17 protein-coding genes and 6 pseudogenes are annotated in these 24710 nt (G+C 38.3%); 20 read left to right on the top strand and 3 right to left on the bottom strand.

The window, feature by feature from the left end:
• Nucleotides 1-175 precede the first annotated feature (175 nt).
• Nucleotides 176-1621, top strand: coding sequence for a degradosome RNA helicase CshA (gene cshA, locus J7E81_RS00105; RefSeq protein WP_215039892.1), 1446 nt, complete (start codon nucleotides 176-178; stop codon nucleotides 1619-1621).
• Nucleotides 1622-1967: 346 nt separating this feature from the next.
• Nucleotides 1968-2171: a cold-shock protein gene (locus J7E81_RS00100; RefSeq protein WP_160723167.1), complete on the top strand. Its 204-nt coding sequence runs from the start codon at nucleotides 1968-1970 to the stop codon at nucleotides 2169-2171.
• Between the two features lie 126 nt (nucleotides 2172-2297).
• Here J7E81_RS00100 and J7E81_RS00095 read toward each other — a convergent pair.
• Nucleotides 2298-3856, bottom strand: a pseudogene (locus J7E81_RS00095) (IS1182 family transposase).
• 726 nt (nucleotides 3857-4582) lie between these two features.
• Here J7E81_RS00095 and J7E81_RS00090 point away from each other — a divergent pair.
• A complete protein-coding gene (locus J7E81_RS00090) occupies nucleotides 4583-4792 on the top strand; it encodes a hypothetical protein (protein ID WP_215039890.1) in 210 nt (69 codons plus the stop codon).
• An 849-nt stretch (nucleotides 4793-5641) separates the two neighbouring features.
• Here the strand turns inward: J7E81_RS00090 and J7E81_RS00085 are convergent.
• Entirely contained in the window at nucleotides 5642-6859 is a 1218-nt protein-coding gene (locus J7E81_RS00085) for an IS110 family RNA-guided transposase (protein ID WP_215039888.1), read from the bottom strand.
• Between the two features lie 384 nt (nucleotides 6860-7243).
• On the opposite strand from J7E81_RS00085, the pseudogene J7E81_RS00080 reads away from it, so the two are divergent.
• The 11 genes and pseudogenes from J7E81_RS00080 to J7E81_RS00040 all read left to right on the top strand — a co-directional run.
• Nucleotides 7244-7545, top strand: a pseudogene (locus J7E81_RS00080) (aspartate/glutamate racemase family protein); the annotation flags it as partial.
• A 132-nt stretch (nucleotides 7546-7677) separates the two neighbouring features.
• Nucleotides 7678-9219 (top strand): annotated as a pseudogene (istA, locus tag J7E81_RS00075) (IS21 family transposase).
• Entirely contained in the window at nucleotides 9219-9983 is a 765-nt protein-coding gene (gene istB / locus J7E81_RS00070; protein ID WP_215039900.1) for an IS21-like element helper ATPase IstB, read from the top strand. Before istA ends, istB begins: the two are co-directional and overlap by 1 nt.
• A gap of 46 nt (nucleotides 9984-10029) precedes the next feature.
• Nucleotides 10030-10422: pseudogene (locus tag J7E81_RS00065) on the top strand (aspartate/glutamate racemase family protein); the annotation flags it as partial.
• 577 nt (nucleotides 10423-10999) lie between these two features.
• Nucleotides 11000-11380, top strand: coding sequence for a reverse transcriptase domain-containing protein (locus J7E81_RS31220; RefSeq protein ID WP_374103962.1), 381 nt, complete (start codon nucleotides 11000-11002; stop codon nucleotides 11378-11380).
• A complete protein-coding gene (locus J7E81_RS31215) occupies nucleotides 11368-11934 on the top strand; it encodes a reverse transcriptase domain-containing protein (protein ID WP_251028380.1) in 567 nt (188 codons plus the stop codon). The genes J7E81_RS31220 and J7E81_RS31215 overlap by 13 nt, the downstream gene beginning before the upstream one ends.
• The gene (locus tag J7E81_RS31210) at nucleotides 11861-12274 is read left to right on the top strand and encodes a group II intron maturase-specific domain-containing protein (RefSeq protein ID WP_374103964.1); all 414 of its coding nucleotides are present in this window, start codon (nucleotides 11861-11863) and stop codon (nucleotides 12272-12274) included. The genes J7E81_RS31215 and J7E81_RS31210 overlap by 74 nt, the downstream gene beginning before the upstream one ends.
• 504 nt (nucleotides 12275-12778) lie before the next feature.
• Entirely contained in the window at nucleotides 12779-13657 is an 879-nt protein-coding gene (locus tag J7E81_RS00055; RefSeq protein ID WP_215039886.1) for a YitT family protein, read from the top strand.
• A gap of 326 nt (nucleotides 13658-13983) precedes the next feature.
• On the top strand, nucleotides 13984-14355 hold the full coding sequence (locus J7E81_RS00050) for a tyrosine-type recombinase/integrase (protein WP_374103963.1): 372 nt from the start codon (nucleotides 13984-13986) through the stop codon (nucleotides 14353-14355).
• A 336-nt stretch (nucleotides 14356-14691) separates the two neighbouring features.
• Nucleotides 14692-14889, top strand: a complete 198-nt coding sequence (locus tag J7E81_RS00045) for a sporulation protein Cse60 (protein WP_215039882.1) — start codon at nucleotides 14692-14694, stop codon at nucleotides 14887-14889.
• 168 nt (nucleotides 14890-15057) lie between these two features.
• On the top strand, nucleotides 15058-15261 hold the full coding sequence (locus tag J7E81_RS00040) for a cold-shock protein (protein WP_215039880.1): 204 nt from the start codon (nucleotides 15058-15060) through the stop codon (nucleotides 15259-15261).
• A gap of 763 nt (nucleotides 15262-16024) precedes the next feature.
• Here J7E81_RS00040 and J7E81_RS00035 read toward each other — a convergent pair.
• Nucleotides 16025-16216 (bottom strand): annotated as a pseudogene (locus J7E81_RS00035) (IS4 family transposase); the annotation flags it as partial.
• A 518-nt stretch (nucleotides 16217-16734) separates the two neighbouring features.
• On the opposite strand from J7E81_RS00035, the gene J7E81_RS00030 reads away from it, so the two are divergent.
• From J7E81_RS00030 to J7E81_RS00005, 6 genes and pseudogenes are all read left to right on the top strand, one after another.
• Nucleotides 16735-18273, top strand: a complete 1539-nt coding sequence (locus tag J7E81_RS00030; protein WP_215039877.1) for an NADH dehydrogenase subunit 5 — start codon at nucleotides 16735-16737, stop codon at nucleotides 18271-18273.
• Complete coding sequence (locus J7E81_RS00025; protein WP_215039875.1) at nucleotides 18270-20882, top strand: DUF2309 domain-containing protein; 2613 nt, start codon at nucleotides 18270-18272, stop codon at nucleotides 20880-20882. The genes J7E81_RS00030 and J7E81_RS00025 overlap by 4 nt, the downstream gene beginning before the upstream one ends.
• Before the next feature lie 176 nt (nucleotides 20883-21058).
• A complete protein-coding gene (locus J7E81_RS00020) occupies nucleotides 21059-21424 on the top strand; it encodes a Na-translocating system protein MpsC family protein (protein WP_215039873.1) in 366 nt (121 codons plus the stop codon).
• 84 nt (nucleotides 21425-21508) lie between these two features.
• A complete protein-coding gene (locus tag J7E81_RS00015) occupies nucleotides 21509-22003 on the top strand; it encodes a carbonic anhydrase (RefSeq protein ID WP_215039871.1) in 495 nt (164 codons plus the stop codon).
• 873 nt (nucleotides 22004-22876) lie between these two features.
• Nucleotides 22877-24097 (top strand): annotated as a pseudogene (locus J7E81_RS00010) (ammonium transporter).
• Between the two features lie 20 nt (nucleotides 24098-24117).
• Nucleotides 24118-24480, top strand: coding sequence for a P-II family nitrogen regulator (locus J7E81_RS00005; protein WP_215039869.1), 363 nt, complete (start codon nucleotides 24118-24120; stop codon nucleotides 24478-24480).
• Nucleotides 24481-24710: the final 230 nt, after the last annotated feature.

Below are 24710 nucleotides of genomic sequence, written 5' to 3'. Positions count from 1 at the left end.
GTGGGATGAGTCGACACTTATATCACCGTGATGCCTATTGTCTGTATTTCCCTTGCACCCGATGGGTGGATGCCTTAATTACCTAATTAGCTTGTAAAAATCAGTACAGATGTGCATTCAATCAAGGGTATAGACAATATAAAAAATAGTAAACGCTTAGGAGGGGTTTTTGAGTATGACAACATTTCAGGAAATGGGCATTAGTGAGCCCATAAAAAGAGCGATTACGGATATGGGATTTGAAGAAGCATCTCCTATACAAGAGAAAGCCATTCCCATAGCTTTGTCGGGAAAGGACATTATTGGTCAAGCACAAACAGGTACCGGAAAGACGGCTGCCTTCGCCATACCGATCTTGGAGAAAGTGGATACGAGTAAAAAATACGTTCAGGCGATTGCAATCGCACCTACAAGAGAATTAGCTATTCAGGTTTCAGAAGAGATCAATCGACTGGCTAAATACATGGGTATAACCTCTCTCCCTATTTATGGAGGGCAGTCGATAGATCGCCAAATTAAGGCATTAAAAAAGGGACCTCACATCATTACGGGAACACCTGGAAGACTTTTGGACCACATTAAACGTAAAACGCTAAAATTAGACCGTATCTCATTGGTGGTTTTGGATGAAGCTGATGAAATGTTAGATATGGGCTTTCTGGAGGATATCGAACGAATCCTAAAAGAGACCCCTGAAGAAAAACAAACCTTGCTGTTCTCCGCAACCATGCCTAAACCGATTCAAAATCTTGCCGAAAGGTTTATGAACGATCCAGAGTTAGTAAAAATGAAAGCGAAGGAAGTCACCGCTCCAAATGTAAAGCAAGTTTATTATGAGGTTAATGAACGGGATAAATTTGAAGTACTTTGCCGTCTGCTAGACGTGGATAACCCAGAATTAGCGGTGATTTTTGGGAGAACAAAAAGACGCGTGGATGAATTAAGTGATGCATTGAATAAAAGAGGGTATCTTGCTGACGGATTGCATGGAGATTTAAATCAACGACAGCGAGATGTTGTGATGAATAAATTTCGTGAGGGGAGCATTGATATTTTAGTTGCGACCGATGTGGCTGCGAGGGGAATTGATGTTTCAGGGGTTACCCACGTCTACAATTTTGACATTCCTCAAGACCCGGAAAGTTATGTTCACCGAATCGGCAGAACGGGGAGAGCAGGTAAGTCAGGGTTAGCTATTACATTTGCTACACCGAGGGAAACCAGACATATCCACAGTATTGAACAAGCCTCGAAAGGAAAGATACAGCGCAAGTCAATACCAACGGTAGCAGAGGCAAGGGAGTCTTTACAGAAAGACACAGTAGAAAAGATGATTCAATTGGTTGAAGAGGAGCAGTACTCACAGTTTAAACATGCAGCCAGTGAATTGCTCGATCAGTTCGATTCGATCGCGTTAGTTTCAATTGCCTTGAAATTGTTGTCGAAGGAACAGAGGGATGTTCCTGTTCAGTTGACTTCCGAGACACCGCGATATGCCAGTAAGCCTAAAATAAGGGTACAAGAGAAATCAAGGAAAAACTATAGAGGGAATAGGGGATTTGGGGGAAAAGCAGGAAATGGTAAACGAAAAAAAACTTCCATGACCTCACAGAAAAAGTAAGGATTGTGAAAATAATGCAAGGAGGATTATAGTAGCTATCGTCCTATTAATAGCCTTTTTTTTCCTCTAGATTTAACTATGTTTGAACAATATAGCTTAAGGATTAATCGGCGTTATAAAAAATATTTAATGCTTTCAAAATAAACCTCAGACTAAAAAGTGCTAACGATTTTAAAAGAAAATAAAAATAATGTTCTTGCAAATACTTTTCAAAAGTGTTAAAATTTAGAAGAATTATTTTTGTTCGGTGTAAAGGATAATATAAGATTAACTATTCGTCTTGATGATCACTGAGTGCAAGGATAGTAACACATTGTGTGCAAAGCACACAGCAGGAGGAAACAAAATGGAACAAGGTAAAGTAAAATGGTTTAACGCAGAAAAAGGTTTCGGATTCATCGAACGTGAAGGCGGAGAAGACGTTTTCGTTCATTTCTCAGCGATCCAAGGCGAAGGTTTCAAATCTTTAGACGAAGGTCAAGCAGTTACTTTTGACGTTGAGCAAGGTCAACGTGGAGCTCAAGCAGCTAACGTGCGTAAAGCTTCATAATAAGAATAAACTAAAGAGGCTGACCCAAAAGGTCGTTGAATAACGACTCTTTTGGGTCAGTTTTTTATTTCCCTTCCGTTTTTTGGGATAATTTGAAAATTTGGATGGCGTGCGGGAATTTCCCCTCTATTTTTTTGCTATTTTCAATTGTTTTTTGGAAGTGGTTTGCCACTTCATTAAATTATGTGCAACACAAATAAGACCCCAATCCGTGGTATTTTTGGATAGGCCTCTTAATGCAAACCTCTTGAACTCCTGATTGTGTTTAATTTGTCCAAACACCGGCTCTACTTCGATTTTTCTTTTCCGGTATTTTTGTTCGCCATCTTCAGTCGACAGACGCTCCCGTACTTCCTTTCTTTGCTTTTGGTTTTCAATAGAGACCTGGACGGTCTTTGTATCTTTATTTTTGGCATAGGAAGTTTGGAATGGGCAGTTAAAGCACTCCGTACATCGATACGTTCGTTTGACGGAATCGTAACCATTATCTGATTTTTTTCGACTTTAATATTGGAAAATAAGGCGTTTGCCATTTGAACAAATCCACTCATCAAGCTCTTCATCGTAGGTCATATTTTCGACCCGTCCGATTTGTTGTCTCCACACCTTTGTTTGTTCTTTATCGAACGTGTTATATTTGATCAATGCCTCAATTTCTGCTTTTTCACAATGGGTATAATTTTCTTCACTTCCATAACTGGAATCGGCTATAACGGACTTTGGTTTTGGACGGTTATACTTTTCCAATAGATCTAAATGGGGAATCAGGCAGCCAGGATCTCCCGCACGCTGATGAAGGCTGAATCCAATGATGAATTGATTTTCCGTTCCAATTTGTACATTATAGCCAGGTTTAAGCTGGCCATTCTTCATATGGTCCTCTTTCATTCTCATAAAGGTTGAATCAGTATCCGTCTTGGAATAGCTGTTGCGTTCTCCTAACGTTGCCTTTTGTTCCTCATACTTTTGCTTACGAGGCAGAAGATCCTTTTCTAACTGACGCTTCGCTTTCTTTAATGGCTTGTTCTTAGGATCCCGTTCCAGTCTTTCCTCCAATTTTTTCACGGTTTCAGCGATTTTCTCGGAAGTAATCGGTGATTCTTCTAATTTTTCCTCCAAGTCTAGATTCTGTTCTGCTTCTTCGTCTTCTTTCATGACTTGTTCGATGCCTAATACAATCTGTTGAAACTTCTCATCGAGTTTCTTATCATATTTTTCAGTAGATTTACGCCACACAAAGGTATACTTATTTGCATTCGCTTCAATCTTGGTACCGTCCAGGAAATAATCCTATAATTTCACTAAACCTTCTTCATGAAGGAGGTCAACGACAGAAAAGAAAGTTTCATAAATAACCTCTTTCATCCGTTCAGAACGGAAACGGTTAATGGTACGGAAATCTGGTTTTGCTCACCCGAAAGCCACATAAAGATTATGTTCTCCTTCAGTTGCTTTGCGATTTGTCTAGAAGAGTAAATACGAATGGAATACGCATAAAGAATGACTTTTAACATCATTTGAGGATGGTAGGGAGGCCGACCTCCACCCGGGTACATGGATGAGAAAATAGTAGGATTAATTTTGTCGACCGCAAGGTCGATTAAACGAGCGAGATGTTGTTGGGGTATCAAAACTTGAATGTCCATTGGAAGAGTTAATTGGTTCGTGTTATACTGTTTGTACATAAGAAAATCGTTCCTTTCTTGGATAATTGTGTTGTGGTGACTTAATTATACCAAAAAGAACGATTTTCTTATTTTTTTATGCACAAAAAAGGGGTGCCCCCTAAAAGTTATACTTTTGGGACACCCTCTTTTTTATTATTATTCTTTTAAAAACAAGGAGCCCCACTCACGAATGAGTAGGGCACATGTAAACAAGTAAATCAAATGGTAAACACAGTGTATCACATAATGACGAATTCTCCTAATTACAATTTTAAAGTGCTATTGTAGAAAGTGGCTAAAACTGTGAAGTTTTGTACTTAAACTCCCTCAGTTTAATACGATTTTCTCACAAATGCTCGCTAATTCGCAGGATTTCTTAACCCTTGGTCGTAGATTACGGTTTAAATGTAATGAATTAAGACCAATATGGCTTCGTGAAGGCATAGTGAAATAAAGGAGTAATAAGGAACTCCATATTTTACCATATGATGTAATATAATTGAATGAATTGGATTAGTTGGAACGCCGTATGCGGTGAAAGTCGCACCTACGGTGTGAACAGGGGGAAAGGGTGGCGATAACTTCAAAGCCTTACCTATCTGTATTAATAAGATACTTCCATTTGTTTAATTGTGTACCTGCTCATGTTATAATGAGGAACTTAGGATAATTACGACTTTTACTCATAATTGAACGGATGCCAAGTAAGCCTCCGACTAGCGATAAAATAGGGGGTGTAAGAGAATGAATAAACGATGGACGATTGGTAAAATTAAAGAATTTGTTGAGAACAATTCGGAAAGTAAGTTGCTATCGACGGAATATCACGGTTTTTCTCAAAAGTTACTGTTTAAATGTGCATGTGGTAGCAACTTTGAAAAAACATTTACGAAATTTAAAAATAATAACCAACGTAAATGTGACGTGTGCCAACCGCCAATAGCGTCACGCTAAACGTATATAACGGGTGCGTTGATCCAATTAGGATTAGCGCACTTTTTATTGAACTTCTTATTGAACAAACGGGCAGGTTAGCTTAACAAGAATTGGGTGTATTTAACTGAATAAGTTTTTGTTAGTTTCTGCTATGATTTCTCTATTAGGAGTTTAAAATCAATTTCTCAGGGAGACAACAAATGGTATTAAATTTCTTTCTGCTTTTAATAACTTTTCCGTTTGGACTTGCTAACATTGTTAATATTTTCATACCTATCGAAATAATTTTTAATTCACTGCTTATTTTAGATATTGAGTTAGTGTTGATATTTATGAAAGTTTATATCAATTTTTCAAAAAAAGAAAGAAGTATAGATAAAGCGTTCTGGTTTTATATTTTCTTTAACATTATAACAAATGTATTTTTTATTATTTGGGGAATATTTTACATGGGTTCTGGTTTATCAATATAATCCAGATTACTTCTTTGTTAAACAAACGAGGGCGTTACTATAATAAGTGGTGTCTATATAATAAGAAAAAGAAGGAAATCTATGGATAAAAAATCATTTATAACAATATTTTTAATATATGCTACTGTAGACATAATGAAAGATATAGAAATATCGAATATGTGGATATTTAACCAATTAATTAAATTAATTATCTGTCTCACAGTGTTTATTATTTTTGCTTTTATCTGGAACTTTTTTAAAAAAGAAAAATTTTAAACAATGATATTCAACTACCATGAAAATAAACTTCTGTAAGATCCTAAAAATGGCAATACTTAACTAGACGCAGCTCACTCATTTTTTAAAAAATAGCGTGGCGCCTGATTAGTGTTTATGGACTATGAATATTGGATTAGGATGCTTCGGTAATTGTCACAGAATAACCTAAATTTTCTAGTCTCCGAACCGAGTGGCGTACAATAAATACCTGTCTTTGTTTATCAAAATAATCTTCGCCTAAGTCAACATACATTTCTTTTCGGGTTAAAAGGTAATATGCGATCCGTAACATCGCATGGGCGACTACAATTGCTGCTTTTTTCTTTCCTTTTCGTCCAGCTGTACGTCTATACAGCGCACCGAGATAATTTTTTGACCCTCTAGCTGATTGAGCTGCTTCTGTTAATGCGGATCTTAAATACTTATTTCCCTTTTTAGATCTGCTAGATTTCCTTTTACCTGCGCTCTCATTGTGTCCAGGAACCAAGGCTGCCCATGAACATAGATGTGCGGCAGTCGGGAATTGGTTTCCAACGTCCGTACCAATTTCAGCTAAGATTTGCTCAGCCATTCTTGTGGCGATGCCAGGAATGGAATCAAGTCGTTCTATATCTTCCTGATAAGAGCTTACTCTTTGAGCTATCTCTTGATCCAACATTTCAATTTGCTCAGTTAAAAAATCAATATGAGTTAAAATTGTTCTTAACATTAAACGTTGATGTGGGTTAACATAGCCTTGAAGTGCCAATTCAAGTTCGCCTTTTTTCTTTTTCATTGTACGACGAGCGAAATTTGCTAGTTTTTCAGGATCGTCTTCACCATTCGCAATCGCTCTAAGCATATTCTTCGATGAAACTCCCATAATATGAGAAACAACAGAACCAAGTTTGATATTGGCTCCTTCTAAAACCTTTTGAATTCGATTATGTTGTCTGGCTCGTTCTTCTATAATACTACGGCGATAGCGTACAAGTTCACGCAGTTCTCGTTGATTCCGATCTGGAATAAAACTTGCTTTCAGAAGTCCGTGACGAAGAAGTTGGGCAATCCATTCGGCATCTTTAACATCCGTTTTACGTCCTGGAAGTACCTTCATGTGTTGAGCATTTACAACTAAAAACTCAATTCCTTCGGACTCTAATAAGTTAACAATAGGTTTCCAATAAACACTCGTGCTTTCCATAGCTACGTGAGTACAATTATTCTCCTTAATCCAGTCCAATAACTTTAATAGAAAGACCGTTTTAGTAGAAAATGTTTGAATCTCCTTTCCTTGTGAAGTCATAATACAAGCAGTGATATTGTCTTTATGGACATCCAATCCACATGCTCTTTCAATGATAACATCCATTGAAATCTTCCTTTCTAGGCTTGAAAATTGGAGGCTGGTGCAACAATCAGAATTAGGATTAATCTACCATGAGTGCTTCCCGTAAGGGAGCGACAGTTTGTGGTGCACCGTGGTCGTTGGAGTCAGACTAACGGATGGGCTCTAAGGCACCATAGTTGATCGACCTTCCTCTCCCAGTCTTATAAGCAGTATGGACGGATTCAATACATTTTCATTCTTTGTGGTGAAGAGCTGTTTTTTAGCGATTCATGGATGGCTAACGGGTGCAATAGTTTAAGATCGGCTGTCATATATGGTGGCCTTTTTGTTATTCAACTAAAGGGGCAGGATAATTTAACAAGGTTATTGAATTAAATTTATTATTAAATAGGAGGGATAAGTCCATTGAAAACAATAGGTTTAATTGGTGGAATGAGTTGGGAATCGTCGTCTGAATATTACCGTTTAATAAATGAAGAAATAAAGAACAAATTAGGCGGATTACATTCTGCCAAGTGCATTTTATATAGCGTTGACTTTGACGAAATTGAACGTTACCAAGCAGATGGAGATTGGGAAAGTGCTGGTATTACTTTGGGCAATGTTGCACTTTCTTTAGAAAAGGCAGGAGCAGATTTTATTGTTATTTGTACAAACAAATGCATAAGGTAATAAATTATATTGATGAAAAAATAAATATACCTGTTTGTAAACGCTAGAATAAAGTTGACAGTTTTCGCTTGATAGGATTTTACACTTTTGCTCTATCAACCTATTACTTTAGTAAAATAGATGTTGACGTTATTTTACTGGAGGTTAGGGTTTTGGAGGAGAAGTTAGTGTTATATGTAAAGATTCATGAACTACGTAAAAGAAAATTCAAAGTAGCACAAATTGCTAAGGAGCTTAAGATTTCAAGACCAACTGTTATAAGTATTTAGAAATGACATTTGATGAGGCAAGAGCTTACACTGAACAGCCTTTGGGGAAGAAGAAAAAACTAGATCACTATAAAGACTGGATACTTGCTTGGCTAGAAGAGTACCCTCACCTGAGTAGTGCTCAAATTCATGATTGGCTTTTAGAGAGATATCCCGACCTATTGATCGGTGGAAGTACTGTGAGATCTTATGTTAAAAACATTCGTGAATTCTATCAGATTGAGAAAAAGGTCATTATTCGTCAATATGAAGCAGTTCCTGAACAACCGATGGGAAAACAACTTCAGGTAGACTGGGGTGAAACAAAACAAAAGACCATTGACAAGAAGGAAATCAAACTGTACTTTATTGCCTTTGTGCTGGCTCATTCTAGGCATAAATATATGGAATGGCAGGCACGACCATTTACTACAAGAGATGCGATCGATGCCATGAAAATGCATTCCAGTTCTATGGGGGACGAACAGAAGAAATCGTCTATGATCAGGATCATTTAATCACTGTGAGTGAAAATGCAGGTCAACTGCTTTTAACAGCTGAATTTCAAAGTTATGTGAATGAACGAAAATTCAAAGTTCACTTGTGCAGAAGAGCTGATCCGGAATCTAAAGGCATGATTGAAAATGTAGTGAAATACATAAAAGGCAATTTCGCAGACAGCCGAGTGTTTAGTGACATAGAAGATTGGAATGATCGAGCATTACAGTGGCTTCAACGTACCGGAAACCATCAGGGTCACCAGACAACAAAAAAAAGACCAGCAGAAGTGTTTCTCCTCGAAAAGCAACACTTACAGCTAGTCTCCTCGTTACTTTCATATGAAAGTACCAATAACCAAAGTATAACAAGAACTGTAAGCAAGGACAACACTATCGTTATAAGTCAAACCGTTATTCCGTCCCACTCGGGACTTATCAAACAATGACTGAAAATCTTGTATGGATTGAAGTGACAGACGACGAACAACAAACGCTTATGATACGAAAAGAAGCAAATGGTGAAATCATTGCCGAACACATTATTAGCTTAGAAAAAGGCAAACTTATTCAAAACCGTCATCATACCCGTGATCGTTCAAAAGGGGTTGAAGAGCTAAAGCAACGTCTAATCTCTTACTTTAAAGATCAGACACAGGCAGCTGCTTATTTTGATGAGATCAGCCAAAGATACCCGAGGTATCGTCGAGACCAGTTTGCGATCATCCACAAGGTAATTCAACAGTATCCAGTTTTAATAGATACTGTGATAACTAAGTGCATGACAGAGAAACTGTACAATGCGAATGATTTTCGTGATATCACTCATCACCTTGATACATTACGTGATGAACCGATAAAAGAGGTACAACCCTCTTATACCAATCCAGCAAAACATTCTCATATTAAGGCCTCAACTCGTTCTTTAAATACATATACCAGTATTTTAGGAGGTCAAGCATGATGAACAAAACTGTGAATGAATTACAAGATCAATTTCGTCAGTTACGTTTATCAGAGACTGCGGAGGAGCTGCCACAGCTTCTTCGCGAAGCTGAAAAAGCATCATGGACCTACATGGAATTCTTAGAATCTATAACGCGATATGAATTAGCAAAACGTGAAGCGAAAAGCCTAGAAAAAAGAATGAAATGGGCACGCTTCCCTTTCGTGAAGTCGTTAGATGAGTTCGAACTGAAAGGTCAAAACGTTCTGTCGTCCCGCCAGCTTACTCAACTCAGAGAATTAAGCTGGCTAGAGCAACAATACAATTTAATTCTTCTAGGTCCCCCTGGCATTGGGAAAACGTATATAGCAATCGGTCTGGGACTCGAAGCTGTTTACAGAGGATTCAATGTTTACTTCGCTGCAATGGGCGAGCTTGTCCAGCTTTTAAAGACAGAGGAATATCTGAATAAATCCAAAGTTCAGCTCAAAAGGATTAGAAATGCCGATCTTGTGATTATTGATGATCTAATGTACATGGCTATGGATCAGAGAGAAGCAAACTTATTTTTTCATTTGATTAATCATTTATACGAACGAAGTTCGATCATCCTGACCTCAAATAAAAGTCCAGATGAATGGGGGAATTTAATTGGAGATCAAGGGATCACAACAGCTATTTTAGATCGCTTACTTCATCGCGTGGAAGTTATACTTGGTGCGGAAGATGAGGACAATCATCGGATGAAAAACAGGAAAAGCATTTTTTTAGCAGAAGTGTAAAAAGGAAACGAGCAAAAAGTGTAAAAATTGACTTGACGTCTACACTGTTCTCCATATTGCTGATGCAACAGCAAATCAAATACAGAAATCTAAGATAAATACAGTTGGGTTACTTGGTACTAAATATACGATGGTGCAAGATTTTTACAAATCAAGAATTGAAGCTAATGGCATAAAAGTATTTATTCCAGATAAAGAGGAAATTGAGCTTATTAATGAAATAATTTATCAAGAATTATGTTTAGGCAAAATCAAACAAACGTCAAAAGAATATTATAAAAAAGTTATCAAAGATCTAGTTGATAAGGGAGCCGAAGGGATTATATTAGGATGTACGGAGATTGGATTATTAGTAGAACCAGAGGATTCTGAAGTGCCAATATTTGATACAACAGTAATTCACGCTATGGAATCAGTTAAGAAGGCAATTGAAAAATAAGAGTATCTTCTTCAAATAACGGGTGCAAGAGTTGAACAAAGGAGTTGTTGTTACAGCTCCTTTTCTTATGTGTGCCAGGCATGGCAACTATCTAGGTGGTGAAAGTCCACTGTGGGGGTACACATCGACCAACCACTAAGGAAGCGCAAGGTACTTATCGTGAGATAAGGGCTGAAGGAAGCGTGGAATAAAATCTTGGCTCGACGAACAGAAATCTGATATCAAGGCTCCACAAAGGGATAAGGCTCCATAACAAGTCAAAGTCCAAAAGATGTGCGTAACTTTGTAGGGTAAATCAGGCGAGTAAAAGAGGAAAGATAGTTGTCTTACCCTGGGAGGTCTTGCGAATGTACGGAAGTACAGTCGGAAAAGGTTAGTCGCAAGAAGTCAGCCGAAGCCATAGTAGTGAAATTGATTCATGAAGGGCTGAACAATTTATAGTGTTTCAACACCAGGAATGCGTAAGTGAAGTACTCCGAATGTGTTAATGGCGAAAGTATGAAAAGTATGAGCGTACCTTAAAGGATAGCCAGAATGGAGATATCACTTACTACGTGAAAGGGAAGGAGAAACGAGTGTGAAACTTTTAGAACAAATTCTAAGTAACCGAAATATGAACGAAGCCTACTTACGTGTCTATAAAAACAAAGGTGCGAGTGGAGTCGATGGAGTAACAGTTGAAGAGCTAAAGCAATATCTGAGGGAGAACAAAGATGAACTACGTCAGCGCATCAGAACAAGAAAATACCGACCACAAGCTGCCTTAAGAGTGGAAATCCCAAAAGAAAATGGTAAGATGCGCAAGTTGGGAATACCAACAGTAGTGGATAGAGTAGTTCAACAAGCCATTCATCAAGTACTTAGTCCGATATTTGAAAAGCAATTCAGTGAATTCAGTTACGGTTTTAGACCAAAAAGAAGTTGTGAGATGCAATTATTAAAAGTTTGGAATTTCTGAATGACGGATATGATTGGATTGTGGACATTGACCTTGAAAGATTTTTCGATACAGTCCACCACGATAAACTCATGCGACTCATTTCTAACAAAATAGATGATGGTGATGTCATTTCTCTAATAAGAAAATTTCTTGTCAGTGGAGTTATGGTGAATGGGAAATATGAAGAAACACCAGTTGGAACTCCGCAAGGAGGAAACCTAAGCCCACTGTTGAGTAATATTATGTTGAACGAACTGGACAAGGAACTAGAAAGTAGAGGACTCCAATTCGTGAGATACGCTGATGATGCCCTTATCTTTGTGAAGAGTGAGAAAGCAGCCAATAGAGTGATGGAATCAATCGTGAAATTCATAGAAAAGAAATTAGGATTGATTGTCAATGTGGAAAAGAGTAAAATCTCCCGCCCAAAAGACTTGAAATTCTTAGGATTTGGATATTATTACGATTCCAAAAATGAAAAATATCAAGTAAAATCTCATTTTAATATCCATACAAAAATTTCAAAGAAAGCTTCGAAAACTAACAAAGCGAAACTGGAGTGTTCCGCTTGACTACCGAATTTTAAAATTAAAACAAGTCATACTTGGGTGGGTTAATTACTTTAGAATCTCAAATATGAAAAAAGCAATGACTGAGATAGATAAGAAGCTTCGCTCCAGGATTAGAGTTATCATCTGGAAACAATGGAAGGTACCGAAGAAACAAATCAAATCACTTGTTCAATTAGGGATTCCTAAGGAAGAGGCGATTGGATTAACTCTTTGCCGAAGAGGTTACCGGTACATCGGACTATCGAAAGTTGTTCAAAGAGCAATCTCAAACAAAAGACTAAAGCAGAGGGGACTTCCCTCTGCTTTAGAACATTATCTAAAAGTACACACTGTAATATAAATTGAACCGCCGTATACGGAACCGTACGTACGGTGGTGTGAGAGGGGCGAAAATAATTAAATTATTTTCCCTCTACTCGATTTCTTCTTTTAAAAACAAGGAGCCCCACTCACGAATGAGTAGGGCACATGTAAACAAGTAAATCAAATGGTAAACAAAGTGTATCACATAATAACGAAATGTCCTAATTTGAATGGGAGGCTGAAAAGCTTGCTCGTTTTATTTACTACTTTTATCGAACCAATCAAATGCCATGTGAAAAAGGGAACCTAACAAAATCAGGATACCCCCAGACACAAGCAGAAAATACAATTTTCTTATTTATTTTACTTCTCGGATGAATATTAATACACATTACGATGATAATTTGTCACCAGAGGGATAAAATCATGTCCACTTGTAACAGGTTCTTTTGTTTTTATACATAAAACCAGTTTATGTTAATGTCCCTATAATAATTAGGGAAAAATAAAAGGAAACATTACATACTAGAAGGAGATAAGGATGACAGAACTATCGAGAAACAAACAGAAAAAATTATCAAAAACTAATGTTTTAAAACGTGTTATTGCTATTTTTATCGGGGCTGTTTTGATGGCGACAGGATTAGAGATTTTCCTTGTCCCGAACAATGTTATAGACGGGGGGGTAACTGGTATATCCATTATGCTTTCCCATATTTCTGGATTACCTTTAGGATTATTTATTTTCATTCTCAACTTACCGTTTTTTTATTTAGGTTATAAGCAAATTGGAAAAACATTTGCGATATCATCAGTCTTCGGTATTATTGTTCTTTCTATTTTCACATCGCTCTTTTATCCCATCCCAGCTTTTACAGATGACATTCTTCTAGCTTCAATTTTTGGGGGAATAATTTTGGGAGTTGGGGTAGGACTAGTTATTCGTTATGGCGGAGCCTTGGACGGAACTGAAATACTTGCGATATTAATTAATAAAAAAGTACCTTTTTCTGTTGGTGAAATCATAATGTTTTTTAACCTTTTTATTTTAGGTGCAGCAGGATTTGTTTTCACATGGGATAGAGCAATGTACTCCATACTTGCCTATATAATTGCGTTTAAAACAATAGATGTAGTTGTTCTAGGTTTGGAACAATCAAAATCCGCATGGATTTTTAGCAATAAGAATAAAGAAATAGGAGATGCTATACTTGCTAGGTTGGGGCGTGGTGTAACCTACATGAATGGTGAAGGTGCATATTCAGGAGATGACACAAAGGTGATTTTTTGCGTCATAACACGTCTAGAAGAAGCAGAACTTAAGAATATCGTTGACGAAATTGATACGACTGCCTTTTTGGCTATAGCTGATATAGCAGAAGTAAGAGGTGGAAGAAATAAAAAGAAAGACATACATTAATTAGGCTGAGGATACTTTTCGATATATTTATTAGGTATTAGATATTTTGTATTTAAAGATATACATCAGCAACATGTTTGTGAATAAATGTACTTAAACTCCCTCAGTTAAATACATTTTTCTCTCGAATACTAGCTATCGGGGTGCTTTACTTTAATAAACGATGATCGTCTAAATGGCGGTCATTTTTTTATGATAGCTATACAATGTTAAATTCTGTAATGAAACAAATAGTCGGAAGAGGAACGTATATACAATGGGCAATAGCGTAATGGGGGTACCCGCATACGGTACCGTATGGGATATTATTGAATAAATTGTAATGCATTATTTTCCATTCGTTAACTCTAATTCATCGTATAGCTCCCATAGGGTTTAAAGCAGAAATTGAGGACTATACAAGTAATATGGATCCAGATGATTATTTATATCCATCCAATAAAGGTGGTCATATTACTCCCACACAAGCTTACCGTATTTTAATCAAAGCAGCCGAGGTTTTAGGTAGAGATGATATTGGGACACACTCAATGAGAAAAACTTTTGGATACTTTTATTATCACAGAACTAGAGATCTAGTTTTCCTACAAGAAATTTTCAAGCATAGTGCACCCAGTATTACTAAACGCTATATAGGTATTACCAGGGAAGAAATTGATGAATCATTAAAGATTTTTATCTATAGGGGAATAAGGTAGCCAAAGGCAAAGTGGTTTTAGGGGGAAGGAAACGATTCGAGGAATGAAGGGCCACTATGGAAAATTAAATCAAAAATCAAGAATTTGATGTTTAATGTCAAAAGAGTTGTTCCAGAAAAGGTCTAGATTGTGGAGGAAACAGTAAGAATAAGGATACTGATTAAAGAGAATTTGTGAATAATTACACTTAAACTAACTGGGCAGAATAGTTAAAAAACAAAAATACATAAATATTACAAACAAATAAGACGGGTGAAAGGAATTTAAATAATAGGAGTTTTTATAGGAGAATATGCCTTTTGTGTATAAATATAAGATGAAGGGAGGGATAAATTTATGTATGAGGCAAAAGGTTTTCAAAGTACAGACTTCGCAGAACTTTTTCGGGTAGTTAATGATTTTCTTGGCTCATTAGAGGAAGGAAAGCTGATAGATGTTAAATACCATGCTGTTCCTCTTGCTGTAAGCATGCACACAGAATATGGAGTGAATCCTGATACAAAATATACGGCAATGATTATCATAAAGAAATAGTGAGTTCAATGGATTTTTCTATCTCTTGCCACTTCTCACAAAAAATGTTATGATTAAAAAGAATTATTTTTGTTCGGTGAAAAGGTTTTGTAACTTTTCGTCTTGATAATCACTGAGAGCAAGGATAGTATTACATTGTGTGTGTTTACACACTAGGAGGCAATACAAATGGAAAAAGGTAAAGTAAAATGGTTTAATGGCGAAAAAGGCTTCGGATTCATCGAACGTGAAGGTGGAGACGATGTATTCGTTCATTTCTCAGCGATTCAAGGCCAAGGTTACAAAACTTTAGAAGAAGGTCAAGCAGTGACTTTTGATGTTGAGCAAGGTCAACGTGGACCTCAAGCTTCAAACGTACGTAATGCTGCTTAATTTACAAAACAGGGAAGGCAGGCTCTTTTATGGGAGTCTGCTTTTCTTTTTGCTTGTGAAACAAAGATCCCCCACTCGTAAAGGAGTAGGAGACATGAAAACAGTAAATCAAAAGGTAAACCGAGTTTAGCATACAATTAAGGATTTCCTAATTTAATGAGAATGGCTTATATAAATGACTCTTATTTTTATGAGATACTTGAAGGATATTGTGAAGAAATGCACTTAAGCTAACGGGTGCAAGAGTTGAAGATCTGGGCTGTCATTTGGGCAGCCTTTTCTTATTCGACTAACTGGCAGGTGTGCGGCCGAGCCTAGGTCGTATCATATAACGGGTGGGATTCCCGTCGAGTAGAACTAGCCATTCGCTCGTAGCGAGTCTTGGAGGGTTAAAGGTAACTTTAGTCTTTAAGCGTAGACAGTTAGGTAGCGGGCCGAAAGCCAAATGGTTGAAGGGATTGAGCTCCATAATGTTAGTAAATCGAGAGGGCTGATGCCTTACCTGCGACAGAAAGCTACATTTTATCCTTCGTTAAGGGCAAGATGGATAAAACCTCTCTGGAGTCAGAGACCTTGGCACGTTACAATGATATGATACGGCAACTCGGGAGACCCTACCGGTCTCTTCTTTTAGAAGAGTATGGTGTACAAGCGATAACAAGCAAGGAAACCAAATGCCGATTGTAGGGAGTCGGATAGCAGCGTAGTACCAATGAAGTTGGGTAATGCCGATGGAGGAAAGGCTAGCTACCAGTTATCACCCATAGGAACGACCTTGAAACTCCTTTTGGAGTTTTAATAAGGATTTCGTTGTCTTGAAAAAGACTTCAATGTCCCATCTCATGCCGTATATTTTGATAATTTCTTGGTCATTTAACGTACAGTCTGTACTCAAAATAGCTAGCCACTCGCTCTTTTTATTACGGTTACGAACGAAGACCATTTTGACTGGAACTCCGTTGGCTTGGGTGGTTTGTATGGAGCGAAGAAGCCCTTTTTTTCCTTGAATGGGTGCTGCTAAACGATAGAGTGGAAATGAGGTTCTCGTTCCTTGAGATACATAATGAGTAAGTTTGGAACAAATTTTAACTTGACAGAATGTTTGATAAATAGTAACATTACTACTATAAATTAATTCTTTAATTGATTTCTCTAAATAAATAGATTACCTTAGCATGAGGTTAATAACTTTCTATTGACTATATGAAAACGTATCTATTATAAAGAGGACAACTGCAAATATACTTTCTTATTGGAAAAAAGCAAATTACAAAATTAGGTAGACTATTAAAAGGCCTTACTGGGCCCGTTAAGAGTAAACCGACAATTTTCAAAGTTTAATGGTTTTAACCATTATGCTTAAAAAAATTGTCGGTTTTTTTGTTTTTAAAAATAAAACAGAAAGGAATGTAGCATAATGAAGGAAATTGGCCAAAGTCATATTTTCGGAATGTTGGTTTCTTCCATACATCGATGGGGGGAAGTAAAATGTTGATTTCTCTGCCAGAAATATTTTTTGGATTGCTTGCCATATCGGTGCTTAGCGCGCTATTCCTGTTATACCCAAGGGTTCCGCTGTCTTTTGTTCGGCTTCACGTCGGTGTCACATTGTTGCCCCCGATCGCTGCCCTACTTTCCCTTGTTACGAACAATGAGACCATTATTTATGGCCCTTGGCGGCTCGATTCCTTATCATGGCTGCTGGCGTTGTTTGTCCTTACCATCGGTTTTATCGTGCAGCGGTTTTCTGTTCGTTACTTACTCGGTGATCGTTCCTATCGAAAATATTTTGCTCTTATGACTATTACTACTACTGCTGATTCAGGTGTCTGGCTAAGTAATGACCTTCGCCTGCTGCTGGTTTGCTGGGGAGTTACTCTCCTGGGACTGACTTTACTTATAAGATTAAAAAAAGAGTGGAGTGTTGCTAGAAACGCAGCTAAGCAATCCGGCCGTCTGTTTGCGATAGGCTGGCTTATCCTGTTGGGAGCTGTCATCTGGATCACCCAAACCACGGGGCATTGGCAGCTGTCACTCGTCCTTACCAAAAGCAGTCTTGCACAGCTTGATTCATGGGAAAGGACTTGTATTAACCTGATGCTAATCCTGGCTGTCGTGATTCCGGCAGCACAATGGCCTTTCCAACGCTGGCTGTTAGATTCAGTAGTGGCTCCAACGCCTGTCTCTGCGGTAATGCATGCGGGATTAGTGAATGCAGGCGGAATTATTTTGACTCGATTTTCACTGCTTTTTAGCGGAGATATAACCCAAATTATTTTGCTTCTATTGTCCAGTGTTTCAGTCTTGATAGGGACGGGAATTATGCTGGTCCACGTTGATTATAAACGGCAGCTGGTCGGGTCTACAATTGCACAGATGGGGTTTATGTTAATCCAATGCGCATTAGGTGCTTATTTGGCAGCGATTATCCACGCTGTCTTACATGGTCTATTCAAATCAACCCTGTTTTTACAGGCTGGTTCTGCGCTTCATCATCATGAGGAGCCAACCTCGGGGACGCAACAGCCAACTTCATCATTATGGACAATCACTGGTGGGATTTTAGGCCTCCTGGTTGCACTAGTTCTTTGGAAGTCTTCTCCTGGAGAGGGCTATCAATTGATAAGCGCTCTTACGTTAGGATGGTCAGTTTCTTTAGCCTGGACCCAGCTAGTGGCTTTTGGATCCGGACGTATCGGGCGTATTGCAGGATTTTCTTTGGTTGCAGGTGCGGCAATTGTATACAGTTTCGTACATGATGCTTTTTATGGTGTATTACAAGATTCAATCCCGAAAGGAATTCAACCAACGGCATCAGCGGCCATTTTGCTCCTGATTATCTTATTGGCGGGAAGTGCTGCATGTATATGGCTGGCTCGTAATCGTTCATCAACTGCCTATACTGTTGTTTATCTTTGGCTTGTCCGCTTGGGTGAACCTAAAAATGATTTGGTCGAAAGTCATCCTAAGCATTTGACACAATCATTCTTTAGAGGAGGTCATTTAAGATGAATACAACATTAGCAAAAACATTACATTGGGAAAAACAGCCTGATACCCTTGATTTTGATCTTACTGACTTGGTGAAATCTGCTAGCAGCGTCATTGCACCGCTTGGGCCTATTAACACATTTGCAGCACGCAACCCTTGGGTAGGCTTGGAGGGAAAACCGTTTGAAAAAACTGTACGCTGGCTCAAAGATACTTGTGATGTGGATATCTACCCCAATGATTCCGTATTTCAGTCTGCAAAGGATCGAGGCGAGATTCATCGGGATTTTTTAGAAAAGGGGCTTCAACATTGGCTAAACTCACAGTCTTTGGAGTTGCCGCTTGAGGTTGCAGAGCGGTTTTGCCGGGCTGCACTTTTACAGAATCAACCATCTTTAAGTACTTTGGAAGCACCTGAGTTAAAAAGCATGGCAAGAAAACTAAACCGTTTTGCATCCCAATTGACCGAAAAACATTCGGTCAAAACCTATAGCCAGCGGTTGGAACAGTTGGGAAGAGTGAATAAAGCTCACGAGCTTAACCGCCATATTATCAAGTGGTGTAAATTGTTTTTGGATGAGTCTCAGGCTGTTTGGTCGATGCCTAACCGGGAAGAAGGTTTCTATCATGCGTGGCGGAAACTAGTCCAGCATGACCCGGCACTTAGCCGTAAGGTACGTAAACAACTAAGTGAGCTGCCAGAAGAAGCAGACGCTGCCTTAATGGAAGTTTTGCTTATTCTCGAAATTCCTTTTTCGGAGATCCAAGACTATTTTGAAGCACATTTCCTTGCTTTGCCGGGCTGGGGGGGAATGATGCTTTGGCGCTCACAGCAATCAGCAGAAGAAAGTTCACTGCTGCTTGACTATTTAGCTGTACGAATTTCGATGGAATGGGCTTTAGTTAAACCCTATCTTCCCTTGCCAGAAAAAGGAAATGATAAAGTAAATCTAAAACCATTAATTTCAGCCTGGGCGGAATGGGGGAACCTGCCAATCAATGTTTGGTCACAGTTATCCTCTACAGAAATAAAGGCACGTTTATCCCTTGCATATCGTTTTGATACGGTTCTGCGGAGTAACCTTTGGCTTGAAGCATGGGAAAAAACATATGAAGACCAATTAAAAACGATGATTACATCCCAACTGCCTGCTGTAGCGGCAGAAAATGTAAAGCCGGCACTCGCACAATTTGTATTCTGTATAGATGTGCGTTCAGAGCCTTTTCGCCGAAAACTTGAAAAAGCAGGAGATTTTGAGACTTTTGGAACAGCGGGATTTTTCGGTTTGCCGATTGAAACCTGCGAGCTTGGCAGTAACCACACGCATAACTCTTTGCCGGTAATGTTTAAACCGCAATACAAAGTAAAAGAGTATTCATCAGAGTCTGAATCCTTTCAACAACGGCATCAGGCAGTCAGTTCATTAGGTTATACATTTAAAACGATGAAACATAATCTGGTTTCCAGCATGGTGCTTCCGGAAATAAGCGGTCCTTGGCTAAGCCTGCAAACGCTGGCTCGCAGTTTTATGCCGCAGAGTGCGGGCCGGATATTAAGTAAACTGCGCGAAACATGGCTGAACAAACCATCCACGGAACTCTCGCTTGACCATACGAACACATCGGAATCAGATCTGCAAATTGGCTTTTCGGTGAAAGAAAAAGTATACTATGTAGGGCAAGCTCTAAAAATGATGGGGCTAACCGATAACTTTGCACCGCTGGTGGTTATTTGCGGACATGGAAGTCACAGCACGAACAATCCATATAGTTCTGCACTCGACTGCGGTGCATGCGGAGGGGCATCAAGCGGATTCAATGCACGGGTGCTGGCAACCTTGTGTAATCTTCCAAACGTAAGGAAGAGCCTTGAAACTGAGGGGATTATCATTCCGAAAGAAACCGTTTTTGCAGCTGCCGAGCATATTACCACACTTGATGAATTGCGTTGGCTTTATGTTCCGGAACTATCAGCTGAAGCTAAGGAAGCATTTAAACGTGTCCAAACCGCGTTACCAAAGGTGAGTGAGGAAGCGAATGCCGAGCGGATTCTGAAATTACCAAATCTTGGGAACCATCTCAAGAATCCGAAGGCTGAGGCGCAGCGCCTTTCAGAAGATTGGAGTGAGGTCCGTCCGGAATGGGGCTTGGCGCGTAACGCCGCGTTTATCATCGGGGAACGCCGGCTGACCCAAGGCTGTAATCTGGGTGGAAGAGTTTTCCTCAATAATTATAATTGGAATAAGGATAAAAACGGTGCTATCCTCGCCAACATTATTTCCGGTCCGGCAACAGTAGCTCAATGGATTAACCTGCAATATTATGCATCTACTGTCGCCCCTCATTATTATGGCAGCGGGAATAAAACAACCCAAACCGTGACAGCCGGTCTCGGGGTCATGCAGGGGAACGCCAGTGACTTATTATCCGGACTTCCCTGGCAGTCTGTTATGAAATCGGATGAAGAGGCATATCATGAGCCACTGCGTTTGCTGGTGGTCATTCAAGCACCGAGGGACTATGTGAAACGGATGCTGGACCACGATCATGCCTTTCATCAAAAAGTGAAAAATGGATGGATTCGGCTTGCGTCCATTGATCCGGAAGGACACTGGGAGAGTTGGTCTTAACCACTTTCCCGGCTTATATATATATATATGTCCTTGTGTGAAGGCTGCTTTTCTTTCCGGCGCTTTTGTAGCAATGGTACATAGATTTCCGAAAGAAAGCTGCCACATGGGAGGAAAAGATTGTTTTTTTAGAATATTATAAGCAATATTTGGCCATCTATGGAAAAGGAATGGGTATGGAAAAAACAAAAGGAACACTTGAAGCTGAAATAAGCAAAGCTTTAACACATTGGGAGAAAAATTATCTTGGACGAGGCTCCGTATCTGTTAAATCGGATATCTTACGGGATATGGTGATTGTAATACTCCACGGTATACTAACTCCTGCTGAATATACAGTATGTCTGGATAAAGAAGGATTGTTATCAGTAAAAGAACATCGCAACAGTTTAGTGGAATCCGGTCTGGATGATTTAAAAGAAATTATCTTAACGATAACAGGGGAAGAAGTAGTAAGTTTTCACACCGATATTAGTACACAAACTGGAGAACGAGTAATAGTCTTTAAGCTTTCCAGTGATTTAGAAAGAAAATTATGTTAAAAACAAAAGGATAAGTTCAAGACTTGCGCATTTTTCAGGAAACTTATTTGGAACAAAATTCAAATCATTAATGGAGTGAATTTAATGTCTAGAGATGAAAAGAAAAAAGTACTATTTGTGATTGGAATGGAGCAGAAATTTGAACGATTCATTAAAGAAGAAGCCAATGTCAATCCGGAAAACATGATCATCTTACAAACATATCAGCCAGTAGTTTTACACCCTTTCGACGATTTAATGAGGGACATCATTATTGCTGTGTATCGGGATAATGTTGAGGAAATCGTTGTGGTCTCCACAAATGATTATCAAAAGAATACTGGGGATATACTGAACAATATATATATAAACAAAGAATTACAGGACAAGATTCAAACATTAGATTATCTTTTTAAAAATTGCATGCCGGAATTTCCTGAGGGTACGGTAAGTGTATGGCTACAAGGAAGCAAAACTTTAACAGATAGCTTACAAAAAACTGTCAACATCATACGCAATCATCCGCTGCTGCCGTCAGATGTTAAGGTCCAAGAATTATATATTGATCAGGGGAATGAAAAGCTATCAGAAATTTTCTAAGAAACTATTGCCAATGTATATAATGAAATAAAAGTCTTAATTCCTCCAATTATAGGGATTAAGATTTTTTGTTTTGTATTTTAATTATTATTATTGATATTATTTTGATAGCCGCTGCTCATATATTCTGTATCATCTAACTTATGTGAATGGAGAGGTGAGCATGATAGCCTCGATGGGCGGAGCAGTCATTGATAATGCTGGCAAAGTCGGATATTCCTTTCTTAGCGTACAGGAATCCGGCTTTGTTTTGTAACAAGTAGGCTTAGCGTATAAAATTCGCATTTATCTTAACTATGAAAATCGGGAGTATTTAAAGTATTCAAAAACGAAAAATTGAGTGAAAACTTACTTTGAATACTTGATATCTTAACTCAGTAACAAATGTATTCAACGTATTCAATGTAGTGATGTCTTGACACTGCGAAAACAGCGAATAGCTTTGTCTAGAAAACAATTTTCTAAATGAAGAAATTACACGTTTACGGGAATACACAATACACTTAATATCGATTTACCAAACTTTACTTCGAAATTAGACTTTCTATTCAGGGATACTCTTGAAGAGGTATGGTAATGATTATCTTGATCTTCCGCAATCGGGCGCAATTCTGCAGCAAAAGAATTGTGTTCTTTCTTTATTATAAGGGCCATGTTGTTGAGGAACGTTTTCACGTATTCCGCTAGATTATTAATTGAAATTGTGAAGGATTTCACTCACACTAACGTAACAAGATATAACATTGTATTATTTTAACAATGAAATTATCGAAATATTCTATTGATAATATAGTAATAAAGTAATATGATAGATTAGTTAACAATTTAATGTGATAAAACCTAACATATAAATTTTACAAAGGAGATAAAAACATGCAGATGGCCGATACAGTATTTATGTTTTTGTCAACCATTATTGTATGGATTATGACACCGGGAATAGCACTGTTTTACGGAGGTATGGTAAAAAGTAAAAACGTGTTAAGCACGGCAATGTACAGCTTTGGATCAATTGCAATTGTTTCTATTATTTGAATTCTATTTGGTTATTCGCTTGCTTTTTCAACACATGGAAATCCATTTATTGGTGGACTCAATTGGGTAGGATTAAAAGGTGTAACCTTTAAACCTAATAATGATTACAGTGCAACGATTCCTCATAATCTGTTTATGATGTACCAGCTAACCTTTGCCGTTTTAACAGCAGCGCTTATTTCAGGGGCTTTTGCAGAGCGTATGCGTTTTTCTGCTTTTGCTATCTTTACAGTCCTTTGGTCCATTTTGGTATACTCTCCTGTAGCCCACTGGGTTTGGGGAGTAGGAGGATGGATTCGTAATCTCGGAGCACTTGATTTTGCCGGAGGAAACGTCGTGCATATTTCATCTGGAGTTACCGGACTGGTTCTAGCGATCGTTCTCGGGAAAAGAAAAGACGCAGTCTCAACGACTCCACATAACCTGCCACTTACCATATTGGGAGGAGCCTTAGTTTGGTTTGGTTGGTTTGGATTTAATGTTGGAAGCGCCTTAACCCTAAATGAAGTAGCGATGGACGCATTTATCAATACAAATACAGCAGCAGCTGCAGGAATTATTGGCTGGTTAGTAATTGAATGGCTGATAAATAAAAAACCGACGATGCTGGGAGCTATTTCTGGTGCAGTTTCGGGTCTAGTAGCCATTACCCCTGCAGCCGGATTTGTTACCCCTGCTTCCTCCATATTAATTGGATTCCTTGGAGGTACGATTTGTTATTGGGGAGTTTTCTGGGTGAAAGAAAGATTCGGTTATGATGATGCTCTTGATGCATTTGGATTACATGGAATCGGTGGAACATGGGGCGGAATTGCGACCGGTTTGTTCGCAACAAAATCCGTAAATTCAGCTGGAGCAAATGGATTATTTTATGGAGATCCAAGCTTAGTATTAAAGCAGTTAATTGCAATTGTTTCCACATATTTATTTGTTGGAATCGTATCCTATATTATTATAAAAGTTGTAAAAGTCTTCGTCCCTGTTCGAGCAAATGAACAAGAAGAATCCATCGGATTGGATATTACACTGCATGGAGAAAAAGCCTATCACGAAGCATAATTTCCTAAAAGGGTGATTGTATGAGCGAAGTTCTAACAAAAATTGAAATTATTACACGTCCAACAAAATTTGAAGAATTGAAACAAGCTTTGGCTCAAATTGAAGTTAGTGGAATTACAGTAACCCATGCTCTTGGTGCAGGCTTTCAAAAAGGGTATACGGAAACATACCGGGGCAAGAAAATCGATGTTAATATGTACGAACGGATCAAGGTTGAAATCGTTGTTTGCAAGGTTCCTGTACAATTAGTAATTGATACGGCACGAAAAGTTTTAAATACCGGACAACCAGGTGACGGGAAAATTTTTGTATATGAACTAGCCAATGTTATTAAAATACGTACAGGTGAAGAAGGTTATGATGCACTACAAAACACGAAATAGAGTATTTTCTACTATGCCAATATTTACAAATTTAAATTTGGCGATGCTAACACAAGGCATCGCCTTTTTTATATTTAGAATAATAAAGTAGTTTAGTAAATAATGATATGCTCCCGATAAAGTAGACAGATGAAATAATAAAAATCTGTTTTACTTTATTGGGGGTTTTTTTATGGCCAAAAGTGCTTATTCTGCACAAGAAAAACATGAGTTAATTATAGCTTTCGAGA

The organism is Bacillus sp. ISL-18 (genome assembly GCF_018613415.1).
Taxonomy (GTDB): Bacteria; Bacillota; Bacilli; order Bacillales; family Cytobacillaceae; genus Neobacillus.
Note: the sequence above shows the minus strand (reverse complement) of the source record. Positions and strands in the feature narration are given on the sequence as shown.